The organism is Streptomyces sp. NPDC057249, assembly GCF_042669245.1.
In the GTDB taxonomy this organism is placed as follows: Bacteria; Actinomycetota; Actinomycetes; order Streptomycetales; family Streptomycetaceae; genus Streptomyces.
Genome location: NZ_JBHUXS010000012.1, coordinates 76,509 through 97,634 on the forward strand (window position 1 = coordinate 76,509; position 21,126 = coordinate 97,634).

Sequence of the window (21,126 nt, forward strand, 5' to 3'; positions counted from 1 at the left end):
ATGGACGACCGGCTGATCGACGAGCTCGTGAGTCGGGCTCAGGCCGAGGGCCTGCAGCTGACCAAGCGGCTTCTGGAGTCCGTTCTCGAGGGCGAGATCACCGACCACCTCGGCTATGACAAGCACGATCCCGCCGGGAAGAACGGCGGCAACTCGCGCAACGGGACCCGGGCCAAGACCGTGCTGACCGATGTCGGCCCGGTGGAGATGTCCGTGCCCCGCGACCGCGAGGGCTCCTTCGAGCCGAAGATCGTCAAGAAGCGGCAGAAGCGCCTTTCCGGCGTCGATGAGATGGTCATCTCGCTCGCGGCGAAGGGCCTGACGACCGGTGAGGTCCAGGCACACCTGTCCGAGGTCTATGGCGCCGAGGTGTCGCGTCAGACGATCTCCACGATCACGGACAAGGTCTTCGACGGCATGGCCGAGTGGCAGAACCGGTCTCTGGACGCGGTCGACCCGGTGGTCTTCATCGACGCCATCCATGTGAAGATCCGCGACGGCGCTGTGGCGAACCGGCCGATCTACGTGGCCCTGGCCGTCACGACCGAGGGCCGACGGGACATCCTCGGGCTGTGGGCCGGCGACGGCGGTGAGGGTGCCAAGCACTGGATGCACATCCTCACCGAGATCAAGAACCGCGGCGTGAACGACGTCCTCATGCTGGTTTGCGACGGACTGAAGGGGCTGCCCGACGCGGTCGAGACCGTCTGGCCGCAGACGATCGTGCAGACCTGTGTAGTGCACCTGCTGCGTAACTCCTTCCGCTATGCCGCCCGCCAGGACTGGGGCAAGGTCGCCAAGCTCCCCAAGCCCGTCTATACCGCGGCGACCGAGGACGCGGCCCTTGACCGGTTCGCCGAGTTGGCCGACACGTGGGGCAAGAAGTATCCGGCGATCGTGCGGCTCTGGGAGAACGCGTGGGAGGAGTTCACCCCGTTCCTCCGCTTTGACACCGAGATCCACCGCATCGTCTGCACCACGAACGCCATCGAGTCCGTCAACGCGCGGATCTGCCGGGCGGTCAAGACCCGCGGCCACTTCCCGAACGAGCAAGCCGCCTTGAAGTGCGTCTACATGGCGATCATGTCGCTCGACCCGACCGGCAAGGGCCAGGCCCGCTGGACCATGCGCTGGAAGACAGCCTTGAACGCCTTCGACATCACCTTCGACGGCCGACTCTCCGCAGCACGTCAGTAGGCCTCAACAACCCCAGATACACCGCTCGTTTGACAGACCCAGACCTCGCTGCGACCTGCGGGCCGGTCCGGGCTCAGGGCCTCGTCCACGCATGGTCCGCCCTGACGGGCCGGATCGACATAGGCGTCCTGAAGCTCCTGGCCGATGTCCGCCGCCGCGTGCCGGTGGGTCCTAGTCTCCAACGCCACCACCCGGCTGGAAGACGATCTCGCCTCTCTGGGCCTGACAGACGCCTTCGACGCGATAGTCAACACCGCCCGTATCGGCGTTGCCAAACCAGACCACCGCGTCTTCAAGGCCGCTGCGCGCAGTGCGGCGGCCGACCTGCACAGGGTCGGGGCCGAAGCCAGTGCCGGTGCGTGTGTCGCTCGCCCGTGGGGGCGGACGTGACCGGTGGGGACGTTGAGCGGCCTTGCGAAGGACGCCGGCAGCGGCCGTTCGAACGGATCCGTTGCAGGCAGTCCGGGTTCCACGGCGTGGTCCGCTGGGTTACTTCATCTACGTGGCGATCGTTGGCTTCGTCCTGTGATGAGCCGGGTGTATGGGTTGCGAGTGCTTCTGACGGCGTTGCCGGGGATCAAGGTTTCCCGAGAAGCGTCGCGGCGGCTGCGCGTGCATGACGGGCTGGGGCTGGGTCGCCGCTGATGCCGGCCGTCACCATGGCCCCTTCGGCGAGCAGGAAGACCGGTTCAACCACCGGCAGCCCGGTGGCGTGGACCCACACAGCGATCTGGTCGTGGAACGCCTGCTTGTGCGACCGGACTTCGGCCAACACTGCCTGGGACGATGGGCCGAGTTCGCCGCAGGCGTTGATCCAGGCGCATCCGCGGAAACCGGGTTCTGCGAACCACTCGGCAAGCCAGTCGAAGATCGCGAGTACGCGCTCGCGGGGATCCGGGACCTTTTCCACGTGGTTGGCCAGACTTCCTCGCCATCGACGGTCGCGATGCTTGAGCATCGCCACCACGAGGTCCTCCTTCGCCGGGAAGAATCGGTAGATCCGTTTCAGCGGCAGACCGGATGCCGCACGGACGTCGTCCATGCCAACGGCCTGAATGCCTCGCTCGTAGAAGAGGTCCTCCACTGTGTCGAGTAGCGCTTCGCGGTCCAGTCGGTTCTGCTCGTCAGTAATCGGGGCTGGCATCCGAGGCTCCTTGACGTTGAGAACGATCGTTTCCTACCTTAGGCCTCACCGATAGAGAACGTACGTTCTCGACATGAGGAGGAGGTCGCGGTGCCCGAAGAACGCCCGCCTTGCCCGCCCTTCACGCAGGAGGCTGCCCTGCAGAAGGTCCAAGCGGCTGAGGACGCATGGAACAGCTGTGATCCCCACCGGGTGGCACTGGCCTACACGCCGGACTCGACATGGCGGAACCGGGACACTTTCGTCAGCGGCCGCGAGGAGATCGTCGCCTTCCTGACACAGAAGTGGGAGCGCGAACTGGACTACGCGCTACGCAAGAGCCTCTGGGGGTTCCACGAGAACCGGATCGCCGTCCGCTTCCAGTACGAGTGGCACGACGCGCAAGGCCAGTGGTGGCGAAGTTACGGCAACGAACTGTGGGAGTTCGACGAGCACGGCCTCATGCGGCGCCGCGAGGCAAGCATCAACGACGTCGCCATCCCTGAAGCCGATCGGCGCATCCGCGGCCCCCGGCCCCGGGGCGAGCACGGAGTTGACATTCCGCTCCGGTAGCGCCCGCCCCCATGCCGCCCCAGGACGGTGGGCTCAGGCAGTGTGAATGCCTGAGCCCACCGCGTTCATGTGGTTGAGGGGCAACTCGTGCTCCACGCCAACGCGCCTCTGTCCGTCGAGGGGCGACGTCGTCGTGTAGAACGCCGCCGAATCCGGCCGACTGCCCGTGCATCGAAGTGGGTCAACCGCTACCGGGCCTTGACCCCGAATCCTGGAGACGGGCTATGCGGCTGGGCCGGCGTAGTTGGTGTGCGGTGGAAGACGCTTTCGAACGCGATCGGTGATCGTTGTCCGAGGCGGGAGTGTCGGCGTCGGCTGTTGTAGCGGTGGAGCCATCTGAAGGCGTCGAGTCGAGCCTCGCGCTCAGTCGGCCAGCTCTTCGTCCTTGCAGGGTCTCGCGTTTGAAGGTCGCGTTGAGGGACTCGGCGAGTGCGTCGTCCGTGCTGGACCCGACCGCGCTCACACTTCGCCGCACCCCTGCTGGCGGTGAACGGAGCGTGGATGGTCTTCGAGAACGAGGCCGGCCAGTCGATGACGCCACCGCGTGCCAGAATCTGGGGCCGCCAGGGCATCACCCCGGTTGTCCGCGTGCGCGGACGCGGCTCGGGCCGTGTCTCCATGGCGGGGATGACCTGCTACAAGCCCGGCGAGCGGTCCCGGCTGATCTATGCGATCCGCGAATGTAGAGGCCGCAAGGACGAACCGAAGGGCTTCGGGTGGAAGGACTACCGCGGCCTGATCATCCGCGCCCACATCGAGCTCGCCGCCGCCGACCTCAGCCAGGTCACCCGCGCGGTCAAGAGCAAGCTCAAGATGCTCCAGTACAGGCCGCAGGTCCATTGACGGGTGCCTCGCTGAGACGGGGCTTGAATTCGGGGAGGCATCGTCCGCCGCTCGCCCTCCGTCCGAGAGGACATACTGAGAATCCCCATCTCGATCCCCGGCAGCCATGATGGACACGGGTAACGTGTCGTCGTCGCAGAACGGCGTGGGACCAGGGAGGACTCGGATGCGGGCGGACTATCGCAGCCTGCCAGGCTTCGAAGGCGTTCAGCTCGAAGGCAGCTACGTGCTGGGTATCGAAGCCCGTCCGGGAAAGCTGATGTTCCGGCTGGACCTGCTGCTCGATCCAGGGCATCCCGACTACGGCCCGCCGCTTGGAGGTGATCGGGCCTGCTTCCGCCCGGCCGTGCTCTGTTTCGACGCCGTGCACGGCCTGACCTAGTTTGGCCAGGGGGATCCGCCGGCACGGGATGCAAGCGGGGAGATCGACTACGGCTCCATCGACGAGTTCACATGGGTCGCCGGGGATTTCGCGCTCGTCGGAGACTGGGGCCGAATTCAGGTGGACTCCCTGCAGGCCCCGAAGCTGGACCTCGCTGTCGTCCACGACCCGCAACCGTGACCACGCCCGCCTTCCCCTGCAACGGCCGGCCCACCTCCAGACGTCCCGCGTAGATCCTCAGGGCTACGGCACCCGTGTGCGCGACTGCTGGCCCATCGCCACCGACATCACGCTTTCAAGTTCAGTAGTTGGCGGGTTGAGCATCGGGGACCTCGTCGACTGACCGCCACCACCTCGCAGGCGTGGTCCGTCGTGGTCCCCGCCTTGTTCGTCAACCTTCGCTGCGTCTCGACACTTGTCGAGACGCAGCGTTGTCTAGCCCGGTCCGTTGGGATGCGCAAGATCGTAGGCGCGAGAGAGCTTGTTGGGCACGACCATGCGCCAAGCGTCGACGACGAGCTCGCGGGCCTCGGTGGGTTCCAGTGACGCAAGATCCGCGTGGACCCAGTTGAAGCGCAGTTCCGACGCCGATGGCATCTGGAACTTGCGTGGATAGCCCGCGACCAGCGCCGCCCGCTCCTCCTTCGGGAAGGCGAAACCCATCACGCTCTCGTCGAGCGAGAACGCCACGTACACGATCTGACCGACGCGGAACTTCAACCTCCCGCGCACGTACACAGGGTACGAGCGCTCCAACCCTGCGCCCAGTGCTCGAACGTCCCCGATCGCCGCCATGCTCAGAGTCCGTCGGCCATGGCGCGGGGCAGGCCGCCCGCCCGCACACGGTCCCGCTTTGGAGCGTCGTGGGGCTCCAGTCGCGGAATCTGAGCGGCGAGGTCCGACGCGATCCGCGCTGGTCTGGCTTCCGGACGTGTAGCGGAAAGCTGGTGGAACGTCGAACTGGCCCCCCGCAGCTCGGCGTGGACGAGGTCCCTGTCCATTCATCCTCCTGGGCACATGCGCTGGCGTTGCTGCCTCATGGCGTCATGTGGCGCGCGCCGCAGGGCGGCTGAACGCCGTCCTGGCCGTCATCCGCTTCAAGCGAGCCGTGGGCATCTACGCGGACGCCACCGACGAGGGACTCGCCACCTACTCTCTGATCACCAACGAGATCGCCAACGAGGACCTGCCTTGACCGCTACTAACGTACTACGTCCGGCATTCGTCGAGACCTTCCCGCAGCCCAGTGAGTCCGGAGTGCTGCATGTGTCGATCTCGTACCGCACATGCGGCCACCTGTGCTGTTGCGGCTGCGGGAACGAGGTCATCACCCCACTGTCGCCGACACAGTGGTCCCTTACCTACGACGGCGAAAGCGCCTCCTTGGCGCCCTCGGTCGGTAACTGGGCCCTGCGATGCCAGTCGCTCTACTGGATCCGGCATGGCGAGAACCAACCATGCATGGCCTGCTAAGCAAGCTGTGGCCACGCCGGCACCGGCGCTACTGAGGCCGCACAGAGGCGCCGTTATGCGTTTGTCGCCCGGAGGGTGGGTTCGAAGCAGCCGGACGAGGCGGTCAGGCCTGCTGTTCGTTGGGTGCTGATGATCACCACACGAGTCACGGTTCCCGTCACCAGATCATGATCGATTATCCGGGCTCGACGCCGTGCACGACGCCTTCCCCGACCGCACCGAGCCGGGGGCGGACGAGGTAGAGGACGACGAGTCGATCCGTGCGGGCGTGGCACAGCTGTGGCGGCGAACGGACGGGCTGGCCGTGGAATGCCTGGAGCGGCCTGGGGCGGTGCTGTCGGATGGCAGTGAGCCGAAGCCGGTCATCTTCGACCTGAGCAGCGGCACAAGCTTCCACGAGACGAGTGACTGGTGGGTCTATGACGGGGGCACCCTGCGCGCGGCCGCACTACGCGGGGCGTGCTCGTGCGGCTGGCGGGGCACCATCCGGCGCCCCGTCGACTGGCAGCAGGTCACCGAACAGGGAGCGGGAGTGAGCATGGCGGTCTCTGCCGCAACTCGGCCGCGAGGGCCGCTGCGGCGCGCGGCGCCGCACTCAGGCCGGCCAGGGGAGCACGCCGGCGCAAGCGCCGCAGCCGTCTCGCCCGCCCGGCGGTCCGCGACCGAGTCAGCGACAAGAAATCATCGACCAGGCGGGCCAGCGATGGCACCGCGCCGGAGGCCGGCCGCCCGGCTCGGCGGTGAGTCCGTCCCCGCCGTGCCGGGCGCCGGTGCGTGTCCGGGTGGCTCAGCAGATCGCGACCCACGGGTCATAGGGGATGCCTGTGCCCGTGAAGGCGACGATCTGCCCGGAAGCGTCCCTCACGACGCTCGACGCGAAGATGCACGTGCTCCCGGGGGCGTACACCTGCATGCCGAAGGAGGACCCGACTGCGGGGTCGGTCTCGTACTGTTCGTAGAAGCCGAGCCACCCGCCATGCCCGTCGGGCTGGCTCGATAGGCGCCGGATGCCCTTCGTGACGGTGCCCGTGGCGTTGGGGACGCTGATGACCGCCCGCACCCAGTTGGTGCCGCACGACGGGGAGTAGCGCACCTCCATCGTCCCGTAGGTCGCCTGCTGGCTCTTGATGGGCCGGGTGGCGATGGTGACCGCGTCCGACTGACATCCGGTCGTCAGCGGGCTGCTGCCCGAGTAGGGGTCGTACGGGGCGGCCGCGGCGGGCACCGCCGCCAGGCCGACGGCGGCGACGGCCGCCAGCAGGGTCAGGGTGCGTCTTCCGGTCACACGCATGTTTCGCTCCTCGATGTCTGAGTTGTCCGCCGTGGGGCTGTGGTGAAAGCCGTGCGGGGCCGGCCGTTCAGTTGGAGCAGACGGTTGCGCCCACCCGCAGGTTGTCGTTGATGAACACCCGCCCCCATGAGCACACCCGCTCGCTGGGCGCGACTCTCAGGTACGGGGACCAGTTGGACGTACCGACGTCAACGGCCCGGGAGTTGCGACCCGTCCTGGGGACCTCGGTGTAGGACTCCAGGGTCTTCGTGCCCACGTACGACGTCGTGCGGGTCCAGTTGCCGCCGCACGCCCACGACCAACGCATCTCCACGATGCCCACGACGGTGCCGGCGTTGACGATGTTCGCCGAGGCGATGGTCTGTCCGCCACCGCAGTCGACTGCGGGGTTGCCGTCGCCGCCGTAGTCGGTGGCGGCGGCCTCCGGTGCCGCGCTGAGCAGTCCGGCGCCGATCAGTAAGGTCGCGGCGACGGCGGTCCTGAGCCTGCTTCCTGCACTCATGTGCTTGTCCTTCCGGTGGTCCACGGTTGCGTGTTCGTGGGACCGGTCTACCGAGAGGCGGCGAGGAAAGGCCACAGGTCGCCTCGAGTTCGTACGGTTCCGTACAGCCGGCTGCCAACAGGCACCGCACTCGGTATCTTGAAGGCCGGGCGTTACCCATGAAGGGAAACGACATCGAGACACCGGATGAGTTCGCACAGGCACTGAACGCTCTGCGGATTGCGTCGGACAAGTCCTACCGGCGGCTGGCCGACGAGTGCGGGCTCGGGTTCAACACGATCGCAGGCTACTGCTCAGGCCGGCATCTGCCCCAACTCGCTGTACGGGGCGAGTTCGCCGCCCTGCTGACCGCGCTGGGTGTTCCGGCAGGAGAACCGCAGAAGGTGTGGCTCGACGCGCTTCGGGAGCTGCCTCTGCGCGCGGCACGGAACGCCGTGCCGGTGTGGAATCCCTATCGTGGACTGGCGGCGTTCCGGCCCGAGGATGCCGAGGTCTTCTTCGGCAGGAAGGCCCTCACCGCCCAGCTGCTGGACAAGCTGCGGGCCTGTCACGAGCGAGGGATGCCACTGGCCGTGGTGGGGCCGTCGGGATCGGGGAAGTCCTCACTGCTGAGAGCCGGGGTCCTGCCCCTCGTGGGGCCTTCGGCGCTGTTGACGCCCGGTCCGGCGCCGATGCTGCAGTGGGCCGCGCATACGACGAAGGCTCCGGCGGACGCCGTGGTGGTGGTCGACCAGTTCGAGGAGGTCTTTACGCTCTGCGCCGACGAAGGTGAGCGCACGGCGTTCCTGGACGCGCTGCTGGAGCACACGAGCCCGGTGGTCCTCGGCCTGCGAGCCGACTTCTACGGCGCGGCCTTGCGGTATCCGCGGCTGGCGGCCGTTCTCGAGCAGGGGCAGGTTCCGGTCGGACCGATGACCGAAGCCCAGTTGCGTGAGGTGATCGTCGAGCCCGCACGGCTGGCCGGCCTTGCGTGGGAGGACGGGCTGGTCGATCTGCTTCTGGCCGATGCGGGGCGGGAGCCGGGCGCCCTCCCGCTGCTGTCGTACACGCTGCAGACCATCACGGAGCTGGCCGCGCGGGAGCCCCGGAGAACAAGAGTGGGTGTACGGCACTACCGGGCTGCCGGTGGCATGCATGGTGCTGTGGGTCAGACCGCGGAGGCATCCTTCAGATCCTTGCCGTCACCTCAGCAGGCGGTGTGCCGTCGGCTGTTCCTGCGGCTGGTGCATACCGACGACGGCATGGCGGACACCCGTCGGCGAGTAGATTTCGACGAGCTGTTCGACGCCCCGTCCACCGGTTCGACGGACGACGTGGCCGAGGTACTGGATGTCTTCGTCACTCACCGCCTGCTCACCGCGAGTGAGCAGGCGGTGGAAATCGTCCACGAGGCGCTGCTGATGGCGTGGCCGAGACTGAAGGGCTGGCTGGCGGACGACCGGGAAGGCCGTCGCATCCACGGGCGCCTGCGGACAGCCGCCCGTCAGTGGCGCGATGAGCAATACTCCGCCGAGGCTCTGTACCAGGGCCGGATCCTGGCGACAGCCGTGGAGTGGGCCGCGGAGCCCGGATCGGGCGAGGCCGCCAACGCGCTCGAACGCGCCTTCCTCACGGCGTCGACCGACGCCACAACGGCTCGCGAGGTCGCGATCCGGCGCCGGACCCGCCACCGCAACCAGCTGGTCGGGCTACTCGCCGCACTGGTCATGGTCGCCACCGCGGCCGGCGTGTACGCGAGGCAGGTCAGCGAGTCCGCCCGCCGCGAAGCACATATGGCGCTCTCCCGGCAGATCGCCGAGAAGGCCGACCGGTTGCGGGACAAGGACCCCGGGCTGGCCGCACAGTTGGCGCTGGTCGCCTACACCGCCTCGCCGACTTCGGAGGCCCGCGCCGCACTCCTCGACGCCTCCGCGCGGCCGGTGGCTCGGCGGCTGCGGGCGGGTCCTGGAACCACGACGGTGATGGCGAGCGCCCCCTCGGTGACGGCGGTCGGCACCTCGACGGGCCAGGTGCGCATGTGGCGGACCCAGGGTGGCGGGGCACCGCGTTCCGTCCGGTCGGACCTGACGCTCCCCGTCGCACCGCAAGCGCTGGCCGTGAGTTCGGACGGCGCGCTTCTCGCCGCTGGCGGCCGCAGTGGCGGCGTATCGGTATGGCGGATCACAGACGCCGGGCATACAGCGCCCCTGCCACTACCGGGTGCGGCCGATTCCTCCATCCTGGGACTGGCGTTCAGCGCGGATAGCCGGTTACTGGCGGCCGGATGCGGTGATGGCACGGTCCGCCTGTGGCAACTCGACACCCTCTCGGCGCCGATCCTCCTGACCGGGCCCCGCGCTGCCGTCAAGTCCGTCGCCTTCGCCCCCCGAGGTCACACCCTGGCCGCCGGCGGCGACGACGCCACGGTGCGCCTGTGGGACGTCTCCGTACCGGCCCGTCCGCGGCGGCTGCCCACTCTCACCGACGCCGGCAGCCGCATCTACGCCATCGCCTTCTCTCCCGACGGACGTACCCTGGCGGCGGGCACGGCCGCCGAGCACACCGTCCACACCTGGGACATATCCCTTCCCGATCACCCGAAAGCCCTCGGGAAGCCACTCACCGGGCCCGCCAGCTGGATCAACGCCGTCGCCTTCAGCCCGGACGGCACGACGCTCGCCGCCGGAAGCTCGGATACCTTGCTGTGGCGGTGGGACATGCGTTCACGCAAGCCCTTGGGGACTCTGCCCCAGCCCGCGCCGGTCACGGCAGTCTCCTATACGGACGACAACACGATGAACACCCTGGCCGGCGACGGAATCCTCCGCTCCTGGAACGTGCCGGGCCCGGTCGTCGCCACCGGTGCCGACCAGGTCTTCTCCGTCTCGTTCGATGCCACCGGTCACCATCTCCTCACAGGCAACGGCGACGGCTCGCTCCGCCTCTTCGACGTACGGGACCCGCAGCGTCCGGCCGGCGCCGGCCCGCCGCTGAGCAACAGCCAGGACACATCCGCCGCCGCCCTCGCCGGTGCTTCCGTCCTCACCCGGAACGCCCGGACGGCCATAGGCGGCGCCACCGACGGAACCATCCGCCTCTTCGACGTAACGAACCCCGCCCGTCCTTCCCCCGCCGGCCCGCCCGTGCACGTCGCCGGAGCGACCATCGAAGCCATAGCACTGCACCCGCACGACGCGGTCGCCGCCGTGTCCAGCGACGACGGCTCCGTCCACCTCCTCGACATCTCCATCCCGGCCCGTCCTGTCACCCTCGCGGCCCTCACCGGCCCGACCGGCATCGCCTTCGGCGTGCGGTTCAGCCCGGACGGAAAGCTGCTCGCCGTCGCCGGCGAGGACGGCAAGGGTTACGTGTGGGATGTCCACGACACCCGGCGACCCCGGCTGCTGACCACCGTGCGCGGCTCCACCGGCTCCGTCTACGCCACCTCCTTCAGCCACGACGGCAAGCTCCTCGCCTTCGGCGGCGCCGACTACTCCGTCCGCCTCCTCGACCTCTCCCACCCCGAAGCCGTGATCTCCGTCGGCGTGCCCCTCATCGGACCGGTGGGCGAGATCTACGAACTCACCTTCGCTCCGGATGACGACCGGCTCGCGGTCAGCAGCATCGATCACACCGTCTGGCTGTGGGACCTGCGCCACCCTCGCGAACCGGACCTGCTCGCCACGCTCACGTCCTCGGACGCCGGACTGCTTACCGTCGCCTTCAGCCCTGACGGCCGGACTCTCGCCGCCGCGGGCCGGGGTGGCGCCGTACGCCTGTGGAACACCGACCCTCTCGCGGTCACCAAGTGGCTGTGCGGCGCCGTTGGCGACCGGATCACCCCCGCGGAGTGGGCGCAGTTCGTGCCCGCCCTGGCCTACGCCCCGCCCTGCGGCCAGTGAGGCCGGTGACCGCGCGGCAGTCCTCGCTCCTGACCGTCGCTGCATGACTTACCAGCCGTCGGAAGTGCTCACCGATTCCGGGCAGTTCCAGCTCAGGCTGGTCCGCGCCCACTGCCGCGAACTCCACGCGCTCGTCCGGCTTGTCCGTACCGAGACCGCTTAGAGGACAGAGCACTGCGGTCCTGCTGATGTTGGTGCCGCTACCAACCCCGTTATGACGGCGGCAGTGCGCGGGCCGGCGCGGAGGGGCTGCTGAGCTCGGCGACCAGATCCCCGGCGGTCACGCGGACCAGGGCCTTTGAGGTGTCCCCGGGGCCGGGGAACAGCTGGTAGAAGGTGCCCGAGGCCCGCGTGGGCCCGACGCTCCCATGGACCGTCGCAAGGAACACTCGTATGCCGAAAGCGAGTTCGGCCGCCGCTGCGTCGGGGTCCGGGTGCAGGAGCCGCTCCTCGGGCCCCTCCATGGAAGACACCCGGGCGGCGAACGCGGCTGCGTCCTCGTCCGACCGCCGCCGATACTGCAGCAGTGCGGGCTCCGGCTCCCGGCACACCACGGCCACCTCGGGGGAGCGCGCCGCAGCCCGCCATACCGCGAGGTCCCAAAGGGTGGTCCGGCTGCCGGAGCCGAACTGCTCCCACAGGTCCCGGGCCACAGTGGCCAGCTGAGCACCGCCGTGCGAGCGGATGCTCTGGAAGCCTTCGGTGGACGGCAGATGGGTGTCCGTCCACAGCATCCGGCGCTGGTTCAGGTCCACGACCATCGGCAGGCACACTTGCGAGTCGCCCGCCAGGTCGAAGCGCTGGCGGACCGTGCGCGGGTCGTAGGAGGCGTTGCGCGGGCCCTGCGCGGGCAGCGCCATGAAGCCTGCGCAGGCGTCCTGCAACTCCTCGAACGGCACGTTGTTGAAGCTGAAGACCAGCGGGACGGCTAAACATCTCCCCGTTCCGCCAGCCGCTCCAGGTCCAGGTCCACATACTCGGTGGCGCCCCGCGGTGCCGGGGCAGAAGTGAGGTCGCCGGAGTGGACTGCGGCCTCCGTGCCGTGCACCAGGTTCGTGTAGTCGCACAGGCCGGTGAATTTCCACTCGGCGTCGAAGAACGCGACCGACAGGTCCAGGTCGGTGCGGTTGCCCTGCGGTTCGGTCCAGTGCAGGAACAGCCGCAGCACCGCGCCCTCGGGCAGAGTCTGCATGCTGCCTCGAAACACCGTCACTAGGGCCTTCGCGGTGGACCGCTCGGTGAATGGCACGGTGAAGTCGACCAGGCCCGCATCCAGCACCGACAGCGCGTACGGCTCCCCGGCGGCGAACCGGCGCAGCAGCTCGGCCTGTAGCAGCGTGACCGCGGCCGTGACCAGCCCGGCGGGCAGCGGAGCCCGCCGCTCCGGAACGGACAGGGCCCGGGTGACTTCGCCGCGTGGGAAGAACACCCGGCGGCGGCCGGCGCGGTCCTCGGCGCGGACCCGCAGCGCCCCGAGCGCCGACAGCAGCGGCCCGGGGCCCACCTTCGGCAGCCCGCGCAGCAGGGCCTTCTCCAGTTCCGGCTCGAGGTCGTCAGAGGGGTGCAGGCGCAGTAGCAGGTCGAGACGGCGCACCAGTTCGCCGGGGCGCTCCCCGGCGAGGGCCGCGGCCCCACCAACATCGCCCTCGGCCACCGCCTGTTCCAGTCGTCCGGCCCAGGTAGCCGGGCGGATCCGGACACCGTCCACGCGGACGGCGTCCGGGTGCGCGGCGACCGTCTCCAGCAGGACGGTGCCGAACGCGGTGCCGGGATTCACCGGGGTCCCGCGCAGCACGGCGAAGGCGAGGGCGGCGCGCGGATGCCGGGCGTGCCGTTCGAAGGGGTGCAGGACCTCCGCGACCCGCTTCCATGCCGTGGGGTGCCGCAGAATGTCCTCCACCAGGTACGGCATCGGCAAGCCGTCGAGGACCGCGAGGAGTGCGCGGCGCAGCGGGCGCGGCAGGCTGGTGAAGCGCGACGGCGTCACCAGCCCGGCGTCGCCGCCGGAGAGCACGGCGAGCAGCCGCAACACGTCGGTGGCGGTGGTGAGCCGCTCGGTCAGCAGCTTCCGGACCGGGAGGCCGTCCGGCGCCTCGCCTACTAGCGCGCCCAGCACCATCGCCTTGGTCTCCCGGACCGGGATCTCCTCCGGCAGCAGGCCCTGGCCGACCGGAGTGAGCGGCAGTAGCGTGAGCAGGTCGTCGCGGTCTTGCGGGGAGAGAGGAGTGCGACGGGCCAGCAGGGAATCCACCACGGCGGTGGCGTCGGCGGCCCGGTCGGTGCCCAAGCGGAGCAGCCGCAGCGAGCCGGGCACCGGTGCCTTGGCCGCACCGACGGCAAGTACCGGCCGCAGGAAGGGGTCATCCGCGTCGATCCGGCGATGGCAGACCGGGCAGCCCGCATAGTCGGATCCGTCCCAGCACAGTCGGCACACCAGGTGTGCGCAGGGCGATACGGGGAACACCGTGCGCGCCTCGCCGCACAGCACACAGGGTTGGTCCGGCTGCTGCAGCAGGAAGGCGAAGACCCGGTTCACGTACAGAGCCTCGGTGTCCCGGGGCACGGTGCGCGGGAAGCGGCGGAAGAGCGGGATGTGGGTGCGGTTGGAGCCGAGCAGGTCATCGGCCAGCCCGACCAGGCGGGCGTGCGCGGCCGCCAGCTCCTCGGGGGCCAGAGAGCCGAGCGCCGCGTGCAGCGCGGGGGAGAGGACATGACCGCGGCCGAGTAGCTCGGCCTCGAGCCGACGCAGTGCCGGTCCTGTTCCGCCGCCGGACGCGGGCACCCTGTCCACGTACACGGTCTGGATACGGCGCAGCAGTACGGACTCGGCAGCGAGCAACAGGGGATTCCCCTTCACGACGACCCGGGACAGAAGAACGGGGACGGAGAGTGGGCGCGCTGAGACTTTTCGAAGAAGGTGAGAAGGATGCGCGCCGGGGAGCCGCCCCCGTTACCCCTGATCCCATCACAACCCCTCGCGAGCGCCAAACGAATTAACGGCGGGGTGCCACAAGAGCGTCCACCAGGGCCGTTCAGCACACAGCCGCTGAACTACGCACCGCACCGGGTGCGCACCCGGCTCCGCCATCGGCCAGCCGGAGCATCAGCTGCGGGAGACGCGGAGAAGGAGATCGAGCAGATCCAATCCCGGTTGTTCGACCACGCCCGGCTTCTGGTCGATGCTCTTGGCCCCCCAGGAAGTCGCTGCGCTCCTCGGCCGGTAAGTCCCGGACGAGGAGGTCGCCCCGGTTGTCTAGGCGCCTTCTGTCACGCCTGAGGGGCCGAGTCGTTGTGGGGCGCCGGGCGGCCAATCACTGAGTGCCACGAGCGGCAGAGCCTTTTGAACCACACCCGGCACCCTTGAGCGGGTCAACCACACGAAGAGCTCACCACATCCCGCAGGGAAGAGTAGGGAGCCTTTGTCAACCTGCCGTGGGTTTGGGGGAGCGGCCGCGAGGCGTAATCTCAGCGCTTGATTACGCGGGGCGGACGGGCCCGCCACGGCGTACGCTCTGCTGCCGGAGTCATGCCGGGATGATCCGGCATGCGACCAACCGCGAGGGAAAGCCGTTGGCTGTCGGTGTTCCATGCTGGAACGATCCTGGGATGACCGACAACCGTGACGCCGTCCTCCGCCTGTGGGGTCACCAGCTCTACGAGCGTCAGAGCGAGCCGCTCACCTGGGCGGAGGCGATCCTGGAAGCTACTGGTCGCCCGTCGACCGCCGTCACTGCGGCGATGTCCGGCCACCTCGACGCCCTCGCTGATTCCCCGTCGGACCGCGCACAGCTGCTGTTCCGTACGGTCGCGAAGCTGGCCGCGAACCTGCGGGGCGACGGCCTTTACGACGCGGACGTCGGCACCCGGATCGGCCCCCTGGCCCTGCGGTTGGGCGAGCTCGAACCACAGCTCGCTGGCCCGCTCGGGGACGCACTCGGCCACCCGCCGGACGGGCCGGCATCCGTCGTCACCGTCCACGCGGCCGAGTTGAGCGGGAACCGCACGAGGCGACTGCGGGCGATCGACGCTCTGCTGGAGTGGGCCGAGCTCGGCCATCCGCAGGCCCGGGCGGCTCTGTCCGAGGTTGCCTCAGATCACCGGACGCAGGACGTCACCGTCTGGACCAAGGCGCTCGACCGGATCGCCCTATTTGGTGACGCGCGTGTCGAACCGGGCCTACTGCGCGCGCTCGCCGACACCGGGCACCGCGGGGTGCGGTGGTCGGCGCTTGCCTGTGCGGAACTCGGCTTCCGCCCTGCCGTTCCGCTGATCACCGCGCTGCTGGAGCATCCCGATCCGATGGTCCGAGAGGGTGCCTGCGAGGCGCTCGGTCTCTTCCGGGAACCGGTCGCCGTGCCCGCCCTGGCAGCCCGGCTGAACGACGAGACCGCCTGGGTACGCAGCAGTGCCGCCCTGGCGCTCGGCCACATCGGCGGCGAACTGGCACTCGCTGCGCTCTGGCAGGCCATGATCGAAGGCCGGAATCCGAAGGCCAGCCATCTCGCCTCCGCGATCGCCGCCTTCGGCCCGCCGGTCGTGAACGACCTGATCGCCCTCACCGCCGATCCCGACCCGGACCTCCGAGCACTGGCCTGCCGCGCTCTCGGCTCCACCGCAGACGACCGGGCCCTGCCGGCACTGGAACGCCTCGCCACCCACGACCTTGCCACAACCACCCTCGGTGGCCTCGTCGCGACCGCCGCCAAGCAGGGCCTGCGGACCGCGCACCGCATTCGCGCACGCACGGCATCGACCTGAGGTCGACACTCGGCGCTTCGGCAACCGTGCCTGGTTTCCACCTACGCCGCCAGGCAGCTTTCAGGTCGGCGGGCGCAGGTGGACGATGTGGCCGATGTCCTTCAGGGCTGGTCCCTGTTGGTCTTGGTCGTGTGTGAGCGCTGCTGAAGCAAGGGTGAGCCGGGCGATCTGCTGGCGGAGGTCCTGGATCTCAGTGTTCTGATCGGCGATGGTCCCCGAACTGCTCCCTTGTGCTGTGCCCGCCGCCCCGTGGCAGCCGCGCCCTCCATCCTCACAGGCCCCGGTTGTGGGCCTGGCCTGCAGTTTCCGCTCAGCGGGCGGCTTGGCTGCCGCTCGTCTCAGGTGGCGGGCCCAGGGTGGGCATCCCCAGGTCGGCCGGTGCCGTACCACGAGGACACCGAGCCCGGCGGCCACGGCCAGACCGCGATGGCGGGCATCCACAGCGCGCCGAGTGCGGAGGTGACGCCGATGCCGCCGAGGACGGCCAGGATCGGGCCCGCGCAGCAGAGTGCGCAGGCGGCGGTCGCCGCCGCGCCGACGCCGAGTGTGCCCCAGGGCCTGAAGCGGCGGGGAGAGGAGGCGGTCATGCGGTGGCTCCGAAGAGGTCGGCCAGCATCCCGGCGGCGGACCCGGGCGCCCGCACCTCCAGCTGGAGGACGATCGGGGTCAGGTGCAGACGGAAGTCGAAGAAGGCGCAGCAGCCCTGCTCCGCCGCTGCGAGCGCGGCGACCTCGCCGGCCAGCTCGTCCCCCAGGGAAAGACAGGCGCACACCGTCGTCGATCTCCTCGCGCTGTTCGGCCTTGCCGACCAGCCGGCGCCACTGCTCGGTTTGCTCGCCCAGCTCGGCGCCGCCCAGGGTGCAGGCGACCGGGGCGTCCCGCCACGGCTGGGGCTCCTGGGAGAGGAGGGCCGGGGACAGCAGGATCGGCACGAGTCCGGCCGCGGCCCCCGGTCCGGGTGTGGTGCAGCCGCAGTCCCGGCCGCATGCTCCCGCGGGGGCGGGGACCGAGAGGTCGGCGTGGACGCTCGCGAGGTGCGCGGAGAACGCGCGCAGCTCGGCGACCCGGCGGTTGGTCTCGGCGATCCGGCCTGCGACCAGGGGCAGCATCCGGGCCCGAACGGAGGCGCACACCCCTTCCTCGCGGAGACCGAGAAGTTCGCGGATCTCCTTCAGGGCCAGGCCGAGGAGCTTGGCCGAGGAGATGAAGGCCAGGCGTTCCACCGCGTCCTCGCCGATACACGCGGTAGCCCGACATGGGCGAGCTGACGGCAGCCGTGGCGGATGCCGTCGCCCCGCTACTCGACCGGCCGTACGCCCTCTTCGGACACAGCATGGGCTCCGCCGTGGCCTGGGAACTCGCCCACGAGCTTCACCACCGCGGACTCCCGGGCCCGCGACGTCTGTTCGCGTCCGGCAGGGCTGCCCCCGGCACGGCGAAGACGGGGCAGCTCCACCGCCGGAACGACGACGCCCTGAGGGGTCGTAGAAGTACGAGGTGTCGTCCACGCGCTGCGGGGCGAGGTCCCGGTCAGTGAGCTGCTGGGTCAGGCGTCCGGTGTGCTCGTCGTAGACCTGAGTTCTGTAGACCTTCTTGCCCAGTGCGGCGCCGAACTCGAGCCGCTGGGGGCGGGAGAACGCGTCGTAGGAGGTGTTGGACACCAGGGCGCCGAGTGCGCCGCTGGTGCGGAAGGGAAGGTCGTCGCTGTTGTAGTTGGTGGTGACCCGTTCGGCGGGGATGTTGCCGATGGCGGGGTTCAGGGTCCAGAGCGTGGCGCCGGTCTCGTCGTTGTACCCGTAGGTCCAGGTGTACGTGCCGGCGAGACCCGTGGCTGCGGAGGGGATCGTGGTCGTGGTGGAGGTGGGCTGGTAGCGGTCGTTGAACGCGTCGGTCGCCGTCGTGTAGGCGGCGCCGTCCACGTAGCGGGTGCTGCTGGTGAGCTGCCCCTTGGCCAGCGTGTCGTACGTCCACTTAGCCAGTGCGATGTCGCCCTGCTGGACGGCGGTCTTGCGGCCGAGCTTGTCGTACTGCGTGGTCAGCGTGATGCCACGGGCGTCGGTGACCGAGGTGAGACGGCCCTCGTCGTCGTAGGCGTTGTGCGTGACGCCCTGGTCGGGGTCGTCGACCACCGTCTTCTGGCCGCGGCTGTCGAAGGTGTATTTCCAGACGTTGCCGTCGGGGTCGGTGACCGACGACGGCTCGTCGTACTTGCCGTAGGCGTAGATCGTCTTCTGCGACATGGTGCGAGCCGGATCGGTGTACTCCAGCAGCGCGGTCGTCCGGCCGCGGGCATCGGTCACCGTCGTCGACGCGGTGCCACCCTTCGGCGGGATCACCGTGGTGCGGTCACAATAGTGGGCGCGGAGTCACCATGCGGTCGACTGCCTCACCCCGGGGAAGGGCGTCGGCGCACCGCTGCGAGGAATGCTGTGATGAGGGCCAGTAGCAGCAGTGCGAGGCCTGCAAAGATCACAGGATTCACCCAGCCTGGCACCAGCTCGGTCCCCACACCGCCTGGCGTGACGCATTGAGCGCTGACCGGCAACGTTCACAGAGTCACCACATGATCGCCTGGGACGCCCATCGCCGCGCACATCTGGTCCGGGTCCAGGATGTAGAACCCCGACATCACGCCCCACGAGTACGCTCCGAACGCCGTTGCGCCGGCCATGACCGCCAGCAGGACGGAGGTGGCGAGAGTTGGCAGGCGCCCGACCAGGATCGGTCGCTGCTTGCGGACCCGTAGAACGAAGGCGATGACAGCGCCCAGGAAAACCCCGGGCGCCAGGAAGGGAGCAAAGAGCACAGCAAGGAACAGAAGATCAGCCACGTCTGCCCAGACATCACCCGAGGAGGAGCGGTTCCGGCGGAGGCGGTGACACTCACCAAGCTTCGCGCACCCTCGGTGACAGACAGAGCGCCGCCCATGTAACAACCACTGTGCTCCATGCAATCAAAACCGCAGTTCAGCGGCTGCTGCTGATGACGGCTATGTTGCTTCGGCTCAGATCTGCGGGCCGCCGTACAGCGCCCTGGCGGCGGCCCGAACGAATCCGCGCGATGAATGCGAGACCGAAGATGACCCGGCTCTGGCCGCCCGGCGAGAGCACCCGCCGACCGCTTGCCCCGCGCGTTGCCATACCCCGTGAGCGGGTCGACGCGGCCCGGATCGGCCGCCGTGTCGTACGGCGCCGAGCGAAGGGCAAGGACGCCGGAGCCGTCGCGGCGGCCCTCGATGACGCCCGGTTCGACGCACGGCAGGCATCCCGGCACGAGGACCTGGCCGACGACGTACGCGGCCCGGACGAGCTGGCGGAGTGGGAGCGCATCGAGCAGCTGCTCGCCCGCCGCGCCGGCGGGCACCCTCTACGACCCAGGCGCCGACTTCGTCGTCCGGGCGGAGCTCGAAGCCGACGCCGCGGTGGCCGCCGCGCGGGAGACCGACCTGCGCGAAGCCCAGCGGATTGCGGATCGCGCGCCGACGAGCTCCAGGCGCTGCGCGAGCTCGGCACCCTGGAGCAGACCAAGCTGCGGACCGGGGACGAAGCCGTCCGTGACGAGCTGACCCGGCGAGTCGGCGGGTACGTCCAGGGCGACGTCGACGGCTGGCTCGCCCACGCTCTGGCTGCGCACCGCGGGCACTACCGCGACCCGGCGCCCCGCGAGGCCGCCGCCAGCCTTCTCACCGCGCCGGTCCTCGCCCACGCCGCACTGCTCGCCGAACTAGGCCGTGTGTCGAAAGTGGATCTTGAGCGTTGGATGATCGCTGTTCATGGGGCGGGGAGATCTCACGGATGAACAGTGGGCGGTGCTGGAGCCGTTGTTGCCGAAGGGGAGGAAGCTGGGGCGGCCGCCCGTCTGGCCCCGGCGACGGCTGATCGACGGCATACGATTCCGGGTCCGCACCGGTGTTCCGTGGCGGGACGTGCCCGTCGAGTACGGACCGTGGGGTCGGATCTATGACCTGTTCCGCCGGTGGCAACGGGACGGCATCTGGCACAGGGTCTTCACGCGGCTCCAGTCTCTGGCGGACGCGAAGGGGGGCGATCAGGTGGGACCTGAGCGTCGACTCCACAGTGTGCCGCGCTCATCAGCATGCGGCCGGGGCCCGCAAGCAGGGTGATCTGCAGAAGGAACCGCCGGGCGGTGTGTTCACCGAGCCCGGAGATCATGGACTGGGACGTTCGCGCGGCGGGTTCACCACCAAGCTGCACTTGGCCGTCGAGCAAGGCCAACGGCCTCTGTCGATCGTAATTACGGCCGGGCAGCACGGGGACTCGCCGCAGTTCGAGCCCGTGCTGGAGAAGGTCCGAGTGCCCCGCATCGGCCCGGGCCGGCCACGCGTCCGTCCCAACCGAGTCCGCGCGGACATGCGTACGCCTCCCGTAGAAACCGCGCCTACCTGCGCCGCCGCGGAATCCGCTGCACCATCCCCAACAAGGCCGACCAGGCACGCAACCGCCAGAAGCTCGGTTCCCGCGGCGGCCGTCCCCCGCATTTCGACCCGGTCGACTACCGCAAGCGCCATGCGGTCGAGTGCGGGATCAACCGGCTCAAGAGACACCGGGCTGTCGCCACGCGATACGACAAGCTCGCCGTCCGCTATGAGGCCACTGTCCTCGTAGCCGCCATCAACGAGTGGCTGTGATTGGCACGTATCCCTAGAGCTCGTAGTCCCGAGCCAGCTCTTCCCAGCGAATGCTGCGAAGAGCAAGATCAGCGTTCTCACCCGACGGGACATCTGGGGTGGCCTGGAACCAGGCCACGATGAGAGCGGAGCGGTGCAGCACCGCGTCGAGTTCGGGGTCGACTGCTGTCGAGCCGAAGACACCGATGCAAGCCACGGAAGGCAGTACCTCAACTGGGCCGAAGGCGCCGGCGGTCTGGTCCGGGTACTCGCGGGAGGGCGGAACGAGATGAACCGGCGCGAAGGAGAACGCACGCTCGGCTTGTCGCAGGAGGCCGCTGACCGCCATGTCGTTGATGCGCTGGCACGGATAGCCCTCCAGCATCCCCCCGTAGGTCGTAGACATCCGCAGCTCGGTGAGTTCGATCGAGCGACCGGACGAGAGGGCTATGTGGCTCAGCGACATGCCGACACCC

Annotated in this window: 18 protein-coding genes and 4 pseudogenes; 11 read left to right on the forward strand and 11 right to left on the reverse strand. The window is 69.3% G+C overall.

Annotated elements, in window-relative coordinates; translation table 11 throughout:
• On the forward strand, positions 1 to 1,197 hold the full coding sequence (locus ACFUJY_RS22520; protein ID WP_383302385.1) for an IS256 family transposase: 1,197 nt from the start codon (positions 1 to 3) through the stop codon (positions 1,195 to 1,197).
• A 577-nt stretch (positions 1,198 to 1,774) separates the two neighbouring features.
• Here the strand turns inward: ACFUJY_RS22520 and ACFUJY_RS22525 are convergent.
• Entirely contained in the window at positions 1,775 to 2,341 is a 567-nt protein-coding gene (locus ACFUJY_RS22525; protein ID WP_383302388.1) for a TetR/AcrR family transcriptional regulator, read from the reverse strand.
• A 90-nt stretch (positions 2,342 to 2,431) separates the two neighbouring features.
• Here ACFUJY_RS22525 and ACFUJY_RS22530 point away from each other — a divergent pair, with 90 nt between their 5' ends.
• The gene (locus ACFUJY_RS22530) at positions 2,432 to 2,893 is read left to right on the forward strand and encodes a nuclear transport factor 2 family protein (protein WP_383302391.1); all 462 of its coding nucleotides are present in this window, start codon (positions 2,432 to 2,434) and stop codon (positions 2,891 to 2,893) included.
• A 188-nt stretch (positions 2,894 to 3,081) separates the two neighbouring features.
• Here the strand turns inward: ACFUJY_RS22530 and ACFUJY_RS22535 are convergent.
• Positions 3,082 to 3,371: pseudogene (locus ACFUJY_RS22535) on the reverse strand (integrase core domain-containing protein); the annotation flags it as partial.
• Positions 3,372 to 3,394: 23 nt separating this feature from the next.
• Here ACFUJY_RS22535 and ACFUJY_RS22540 point away from each other — a divergent pair.
• Together ACFUJY_RS22540 and ACFUJY_RS22545 are read left to right on the forward strand one after the other, a co-directional pair.
• On the forward strand, positions 3,395 to 3,736 hold the full coding sequence (locus ACFUJY_RS22540) for a hypothetical protein (RefSeq protein ID WP_383302751.1): 342 nt from the start codon (positions 3,395 to 3,397) through the stop codon (positions 3,734 to 3,736).
• 166 nt (positions 3,737 to 3,902) lie between these two features.
• The gene (locus tag ACFUJY_RS22545) at positions 3,903 to 4,118 is read left to right on the forward strand and encodes a hypothetical protein (protein WP_383302394.1); all 216 of its coding nucleotides are present in this window, start codon (positions 3,903 to 3,905) and stop codon (positions 4,116 to 4,118) included.
• Between the two features lie 435 nt (positions 4,119 to 4,553).
• On the opposite strand, the gene ACFUJY_RS22550 is transcribed toward ACFUJY_RS22545, so the two are convergent.
• On the reverse strand, positions 4,554 to 4,850 hold the full coding sequence (locus tag ACFUJY_RS22550) for a hypothetical protein (protein ID WP_383302396.1): 297 nt from the start codon (positions 4,848 to 4,850) through the stop codon (positions 4,554 to 4,556).
• Between the two features lie 316 nt (positions 4,851 to 5,166).
• On the opposite strand from ACFUJY_RS22550, the gene ACFUJY_RS22555 reads away from it, so the two are divergent.
• Together ACFUJY_RS22555 and ACFUJY_RS22560 are read left to right on the forward strand one after the other, a co-directional pair.
• Positions 5,167 to 5,313, forward strand: coding sequence for a hypothetical protein (locus ACFUJY_RS22555; RefSeq protein WP_383302398.1), 147 nt, complete (start codon positions 5,167 to 5,169; stop codon positions 5,311 to 5,313).
• A gap of 71 nt (positions 5,314 to 5,384) precedes the next feature.
• Positions 5,385 to 5,591, forward strand: a complete 207-nt coding sequence (locus ACFUJY_RS22560) for a DUF6527 family protein (protein WP_383302713.1) — start codon at positions 5,385 to 5,387, stop codon at positions 5,589 to 5,591.
• Between the two features lie 787 nt (positions 5,592 to 6,378).
• Here the strand turns inward: ACFUJY_RS22560 and ACFUJY_RS22565 are convergent.
• Complete coding sequence (locus ACFUJY_RS22565) at positions 6,379 to 6,882, reverse strand: DUF2690 domain-containing protein (protein WP_383302400.1); 504 nt, start codon at positions 6,880 to 6,882, stop codon at positions 6,379 to 6,381.
• A 67-nt stretch (positions 6,883 to 6,949) separates the two neighbouring features.
• A complete protein-coding gene (locus tag ACFUJY_RS22570; RefSeq protein ID WP_383302403.1) occupies positions 6,950 to 7,384 on the reverse strand; it encodes a hypothetical protein in 435 nt (144 codons plus the stop codon).
• A 158-nt stretch (positions 7,385 to 7,542) separates the two neighbouring features.
• On the opposite strand from ACFUJY_RS22570, the gene ACFUJY_RS22575 reads away from it, so the two are divergent.
• A complete protein-coding gene (locus tag ACFUJY_RS22575) occupies positions 7,543 to 11,265 on the forward strand; it encodes a hypothetical protein (protein WP_383302406.1) in 3,723 nt (1,240 codons plus the stop codon).
• A gap of 212 nt (positions 11,266 to 11,477) precedes the next feature.
• On the opposite strand, the gene ACFUJY_RS22580 is transcribed toward ACFUJY_RS22575, so the two are convergent.
• Both ACFUJY_RS22580 and ACFUJY_RS22585 read right to left on the reverse strand, forming a co-directional pair.
• Entirely contained in the window at positions 11,478 to 12,164 is a 687-nt protein-coding gene (locus ACFUJY_RS22580) for a hypothetical protein (protein ID WP_383302408.1), read from the reverse strand.
• 29 nt (positions 12,165 to 12,193) lie between these two features.
• Positions 12,194 to 14,104, reverse strand: a complete 1,911-nt coding sequence (locus tag ACFUJY_RS22585; protein WP_383302411.1) for an MXAN_6230/SCO0854 family RING domain-containing protein — start codon at positions 14,102 to 14,104, stop codon at positions 12,194 to 12,196.
• A 767-nt stretch (positions 14,105 to 14,871) separates the two neighbouring features.
• Here ACFUJY_RS22585 and ACFUJY_RS22590 point away from each other — a divergent pair.
• Positions 14,872 to 16,023, forward strand: a complete 1,152-nt coding sequence (locus ACFUJY_RS22590; RefSeq protein WP_383302414.1) for a HEAT repeat domain-containing protein — start codon at positions 14,872 to 14,874, stop codon at positions 16,021 to 16,023.
• A 338-nt stretch (positions 16,024 to 16,361) separates the two neighbouring features.
• Here ACFUJY_RS22590 and ACFUJY_RS22595 read toward each other — a convergent pair whose 3' ends face one another.
• Positions 16,362 to 17,246, reverse strand: coding sequence for a MerR family DNA-binding protein (locus ACFUJY_RS22595; RefSeq protein WP_383302716.1), 885 nt, complete (start codon positions 17,244 to 17,246; stop codon positions 16,362 to 16,364).
• Positions 17,247 to 17,275: 29 nt separating this feature from the next.
• Between ACFUJY_RS22595 and ACFUJY_RS22600 the strand changes: the two are divergent.
• A pseudogene (locus ACFUJY_RS22600) lies at positions 17,276 to 17,500 on the forward strand (thioesterase II family protein); the annotation flags it as partial.
• Between the two features lie 526 nt (positions 17,501 to 18,026).
• Here the strand turns inward: ACFUJY_RS22600 and ACFUJY_RS22605 are convergent.
• Both ACFUJY_RS22605 and ACFUJY_RS22610 read right to left on the reverse strand, forming a co-directional pair.
• Positions 18,027 to 18,263: pseudogene (locus ACFUJY_RS22605) on the reverse strand (hypothetical protein); the annotation flags it as partial.
• A 308-nt stretch (positions 18,264 to 18,571) separates the two neighbouring features.
• A complete protein-coding gene (locus ACFUJY_RS22610) occupies positions 18,572 to 18,853 on the reverse strand; it encodes a hypothetical protein (RefSeq protein WP_383302416.1) in 282 nt (93 codons plus the stop codon).
• Between the two features lie 230 nt (positions 18,854 to 19,083).
• Between ACFUJY_RS22610 and ACFUJY_RS22615 the strand changes: the two genes are divergently transcribed.
• Together ACFUJY_RS22615 and ACFUJY_RS22620 are read left to right on the forward strand one after the other, a co-directional pair.
• Entirely contained in the window at positions 19,084 to 19,821 is a 738-nt protein-coding gene (locus ACFUJY_RS22615; protein WP_383302419.1) for a hypothetical protein, read from the forward strand.
• Positions 19,796 to 20,671: pseudogene (locus ACFUJY_RS22620) on the forward strand (IS5 family transposase). The gene ACFUJY_RS22615 and the pseudogene ACFUJY_RS22620 overlap by 26 nt, the downstream one beginning before the upstream one ends.
• A 13-nt stretch (positions 20,672 to 20,684) precedes the next feature.
• Here ACFUJY_RS22620 and ACFUJY_RS22625 read toward each other — a convergent pair.
• Positions 20,685 to 21,116: a hypothetical protein gene (locus ACFUJY_RS22625; RefSeq protein WP_383302422.1), complete on the reverse strand. Its 432-nt coding sequence runs from the start codon at positions 21,114 to 21,116 to the stop codon at positions 20,685 to 20,687.
• Between the last annotated feature and the right edge of the window lie 10 nt (positions 21,117 to 21,126).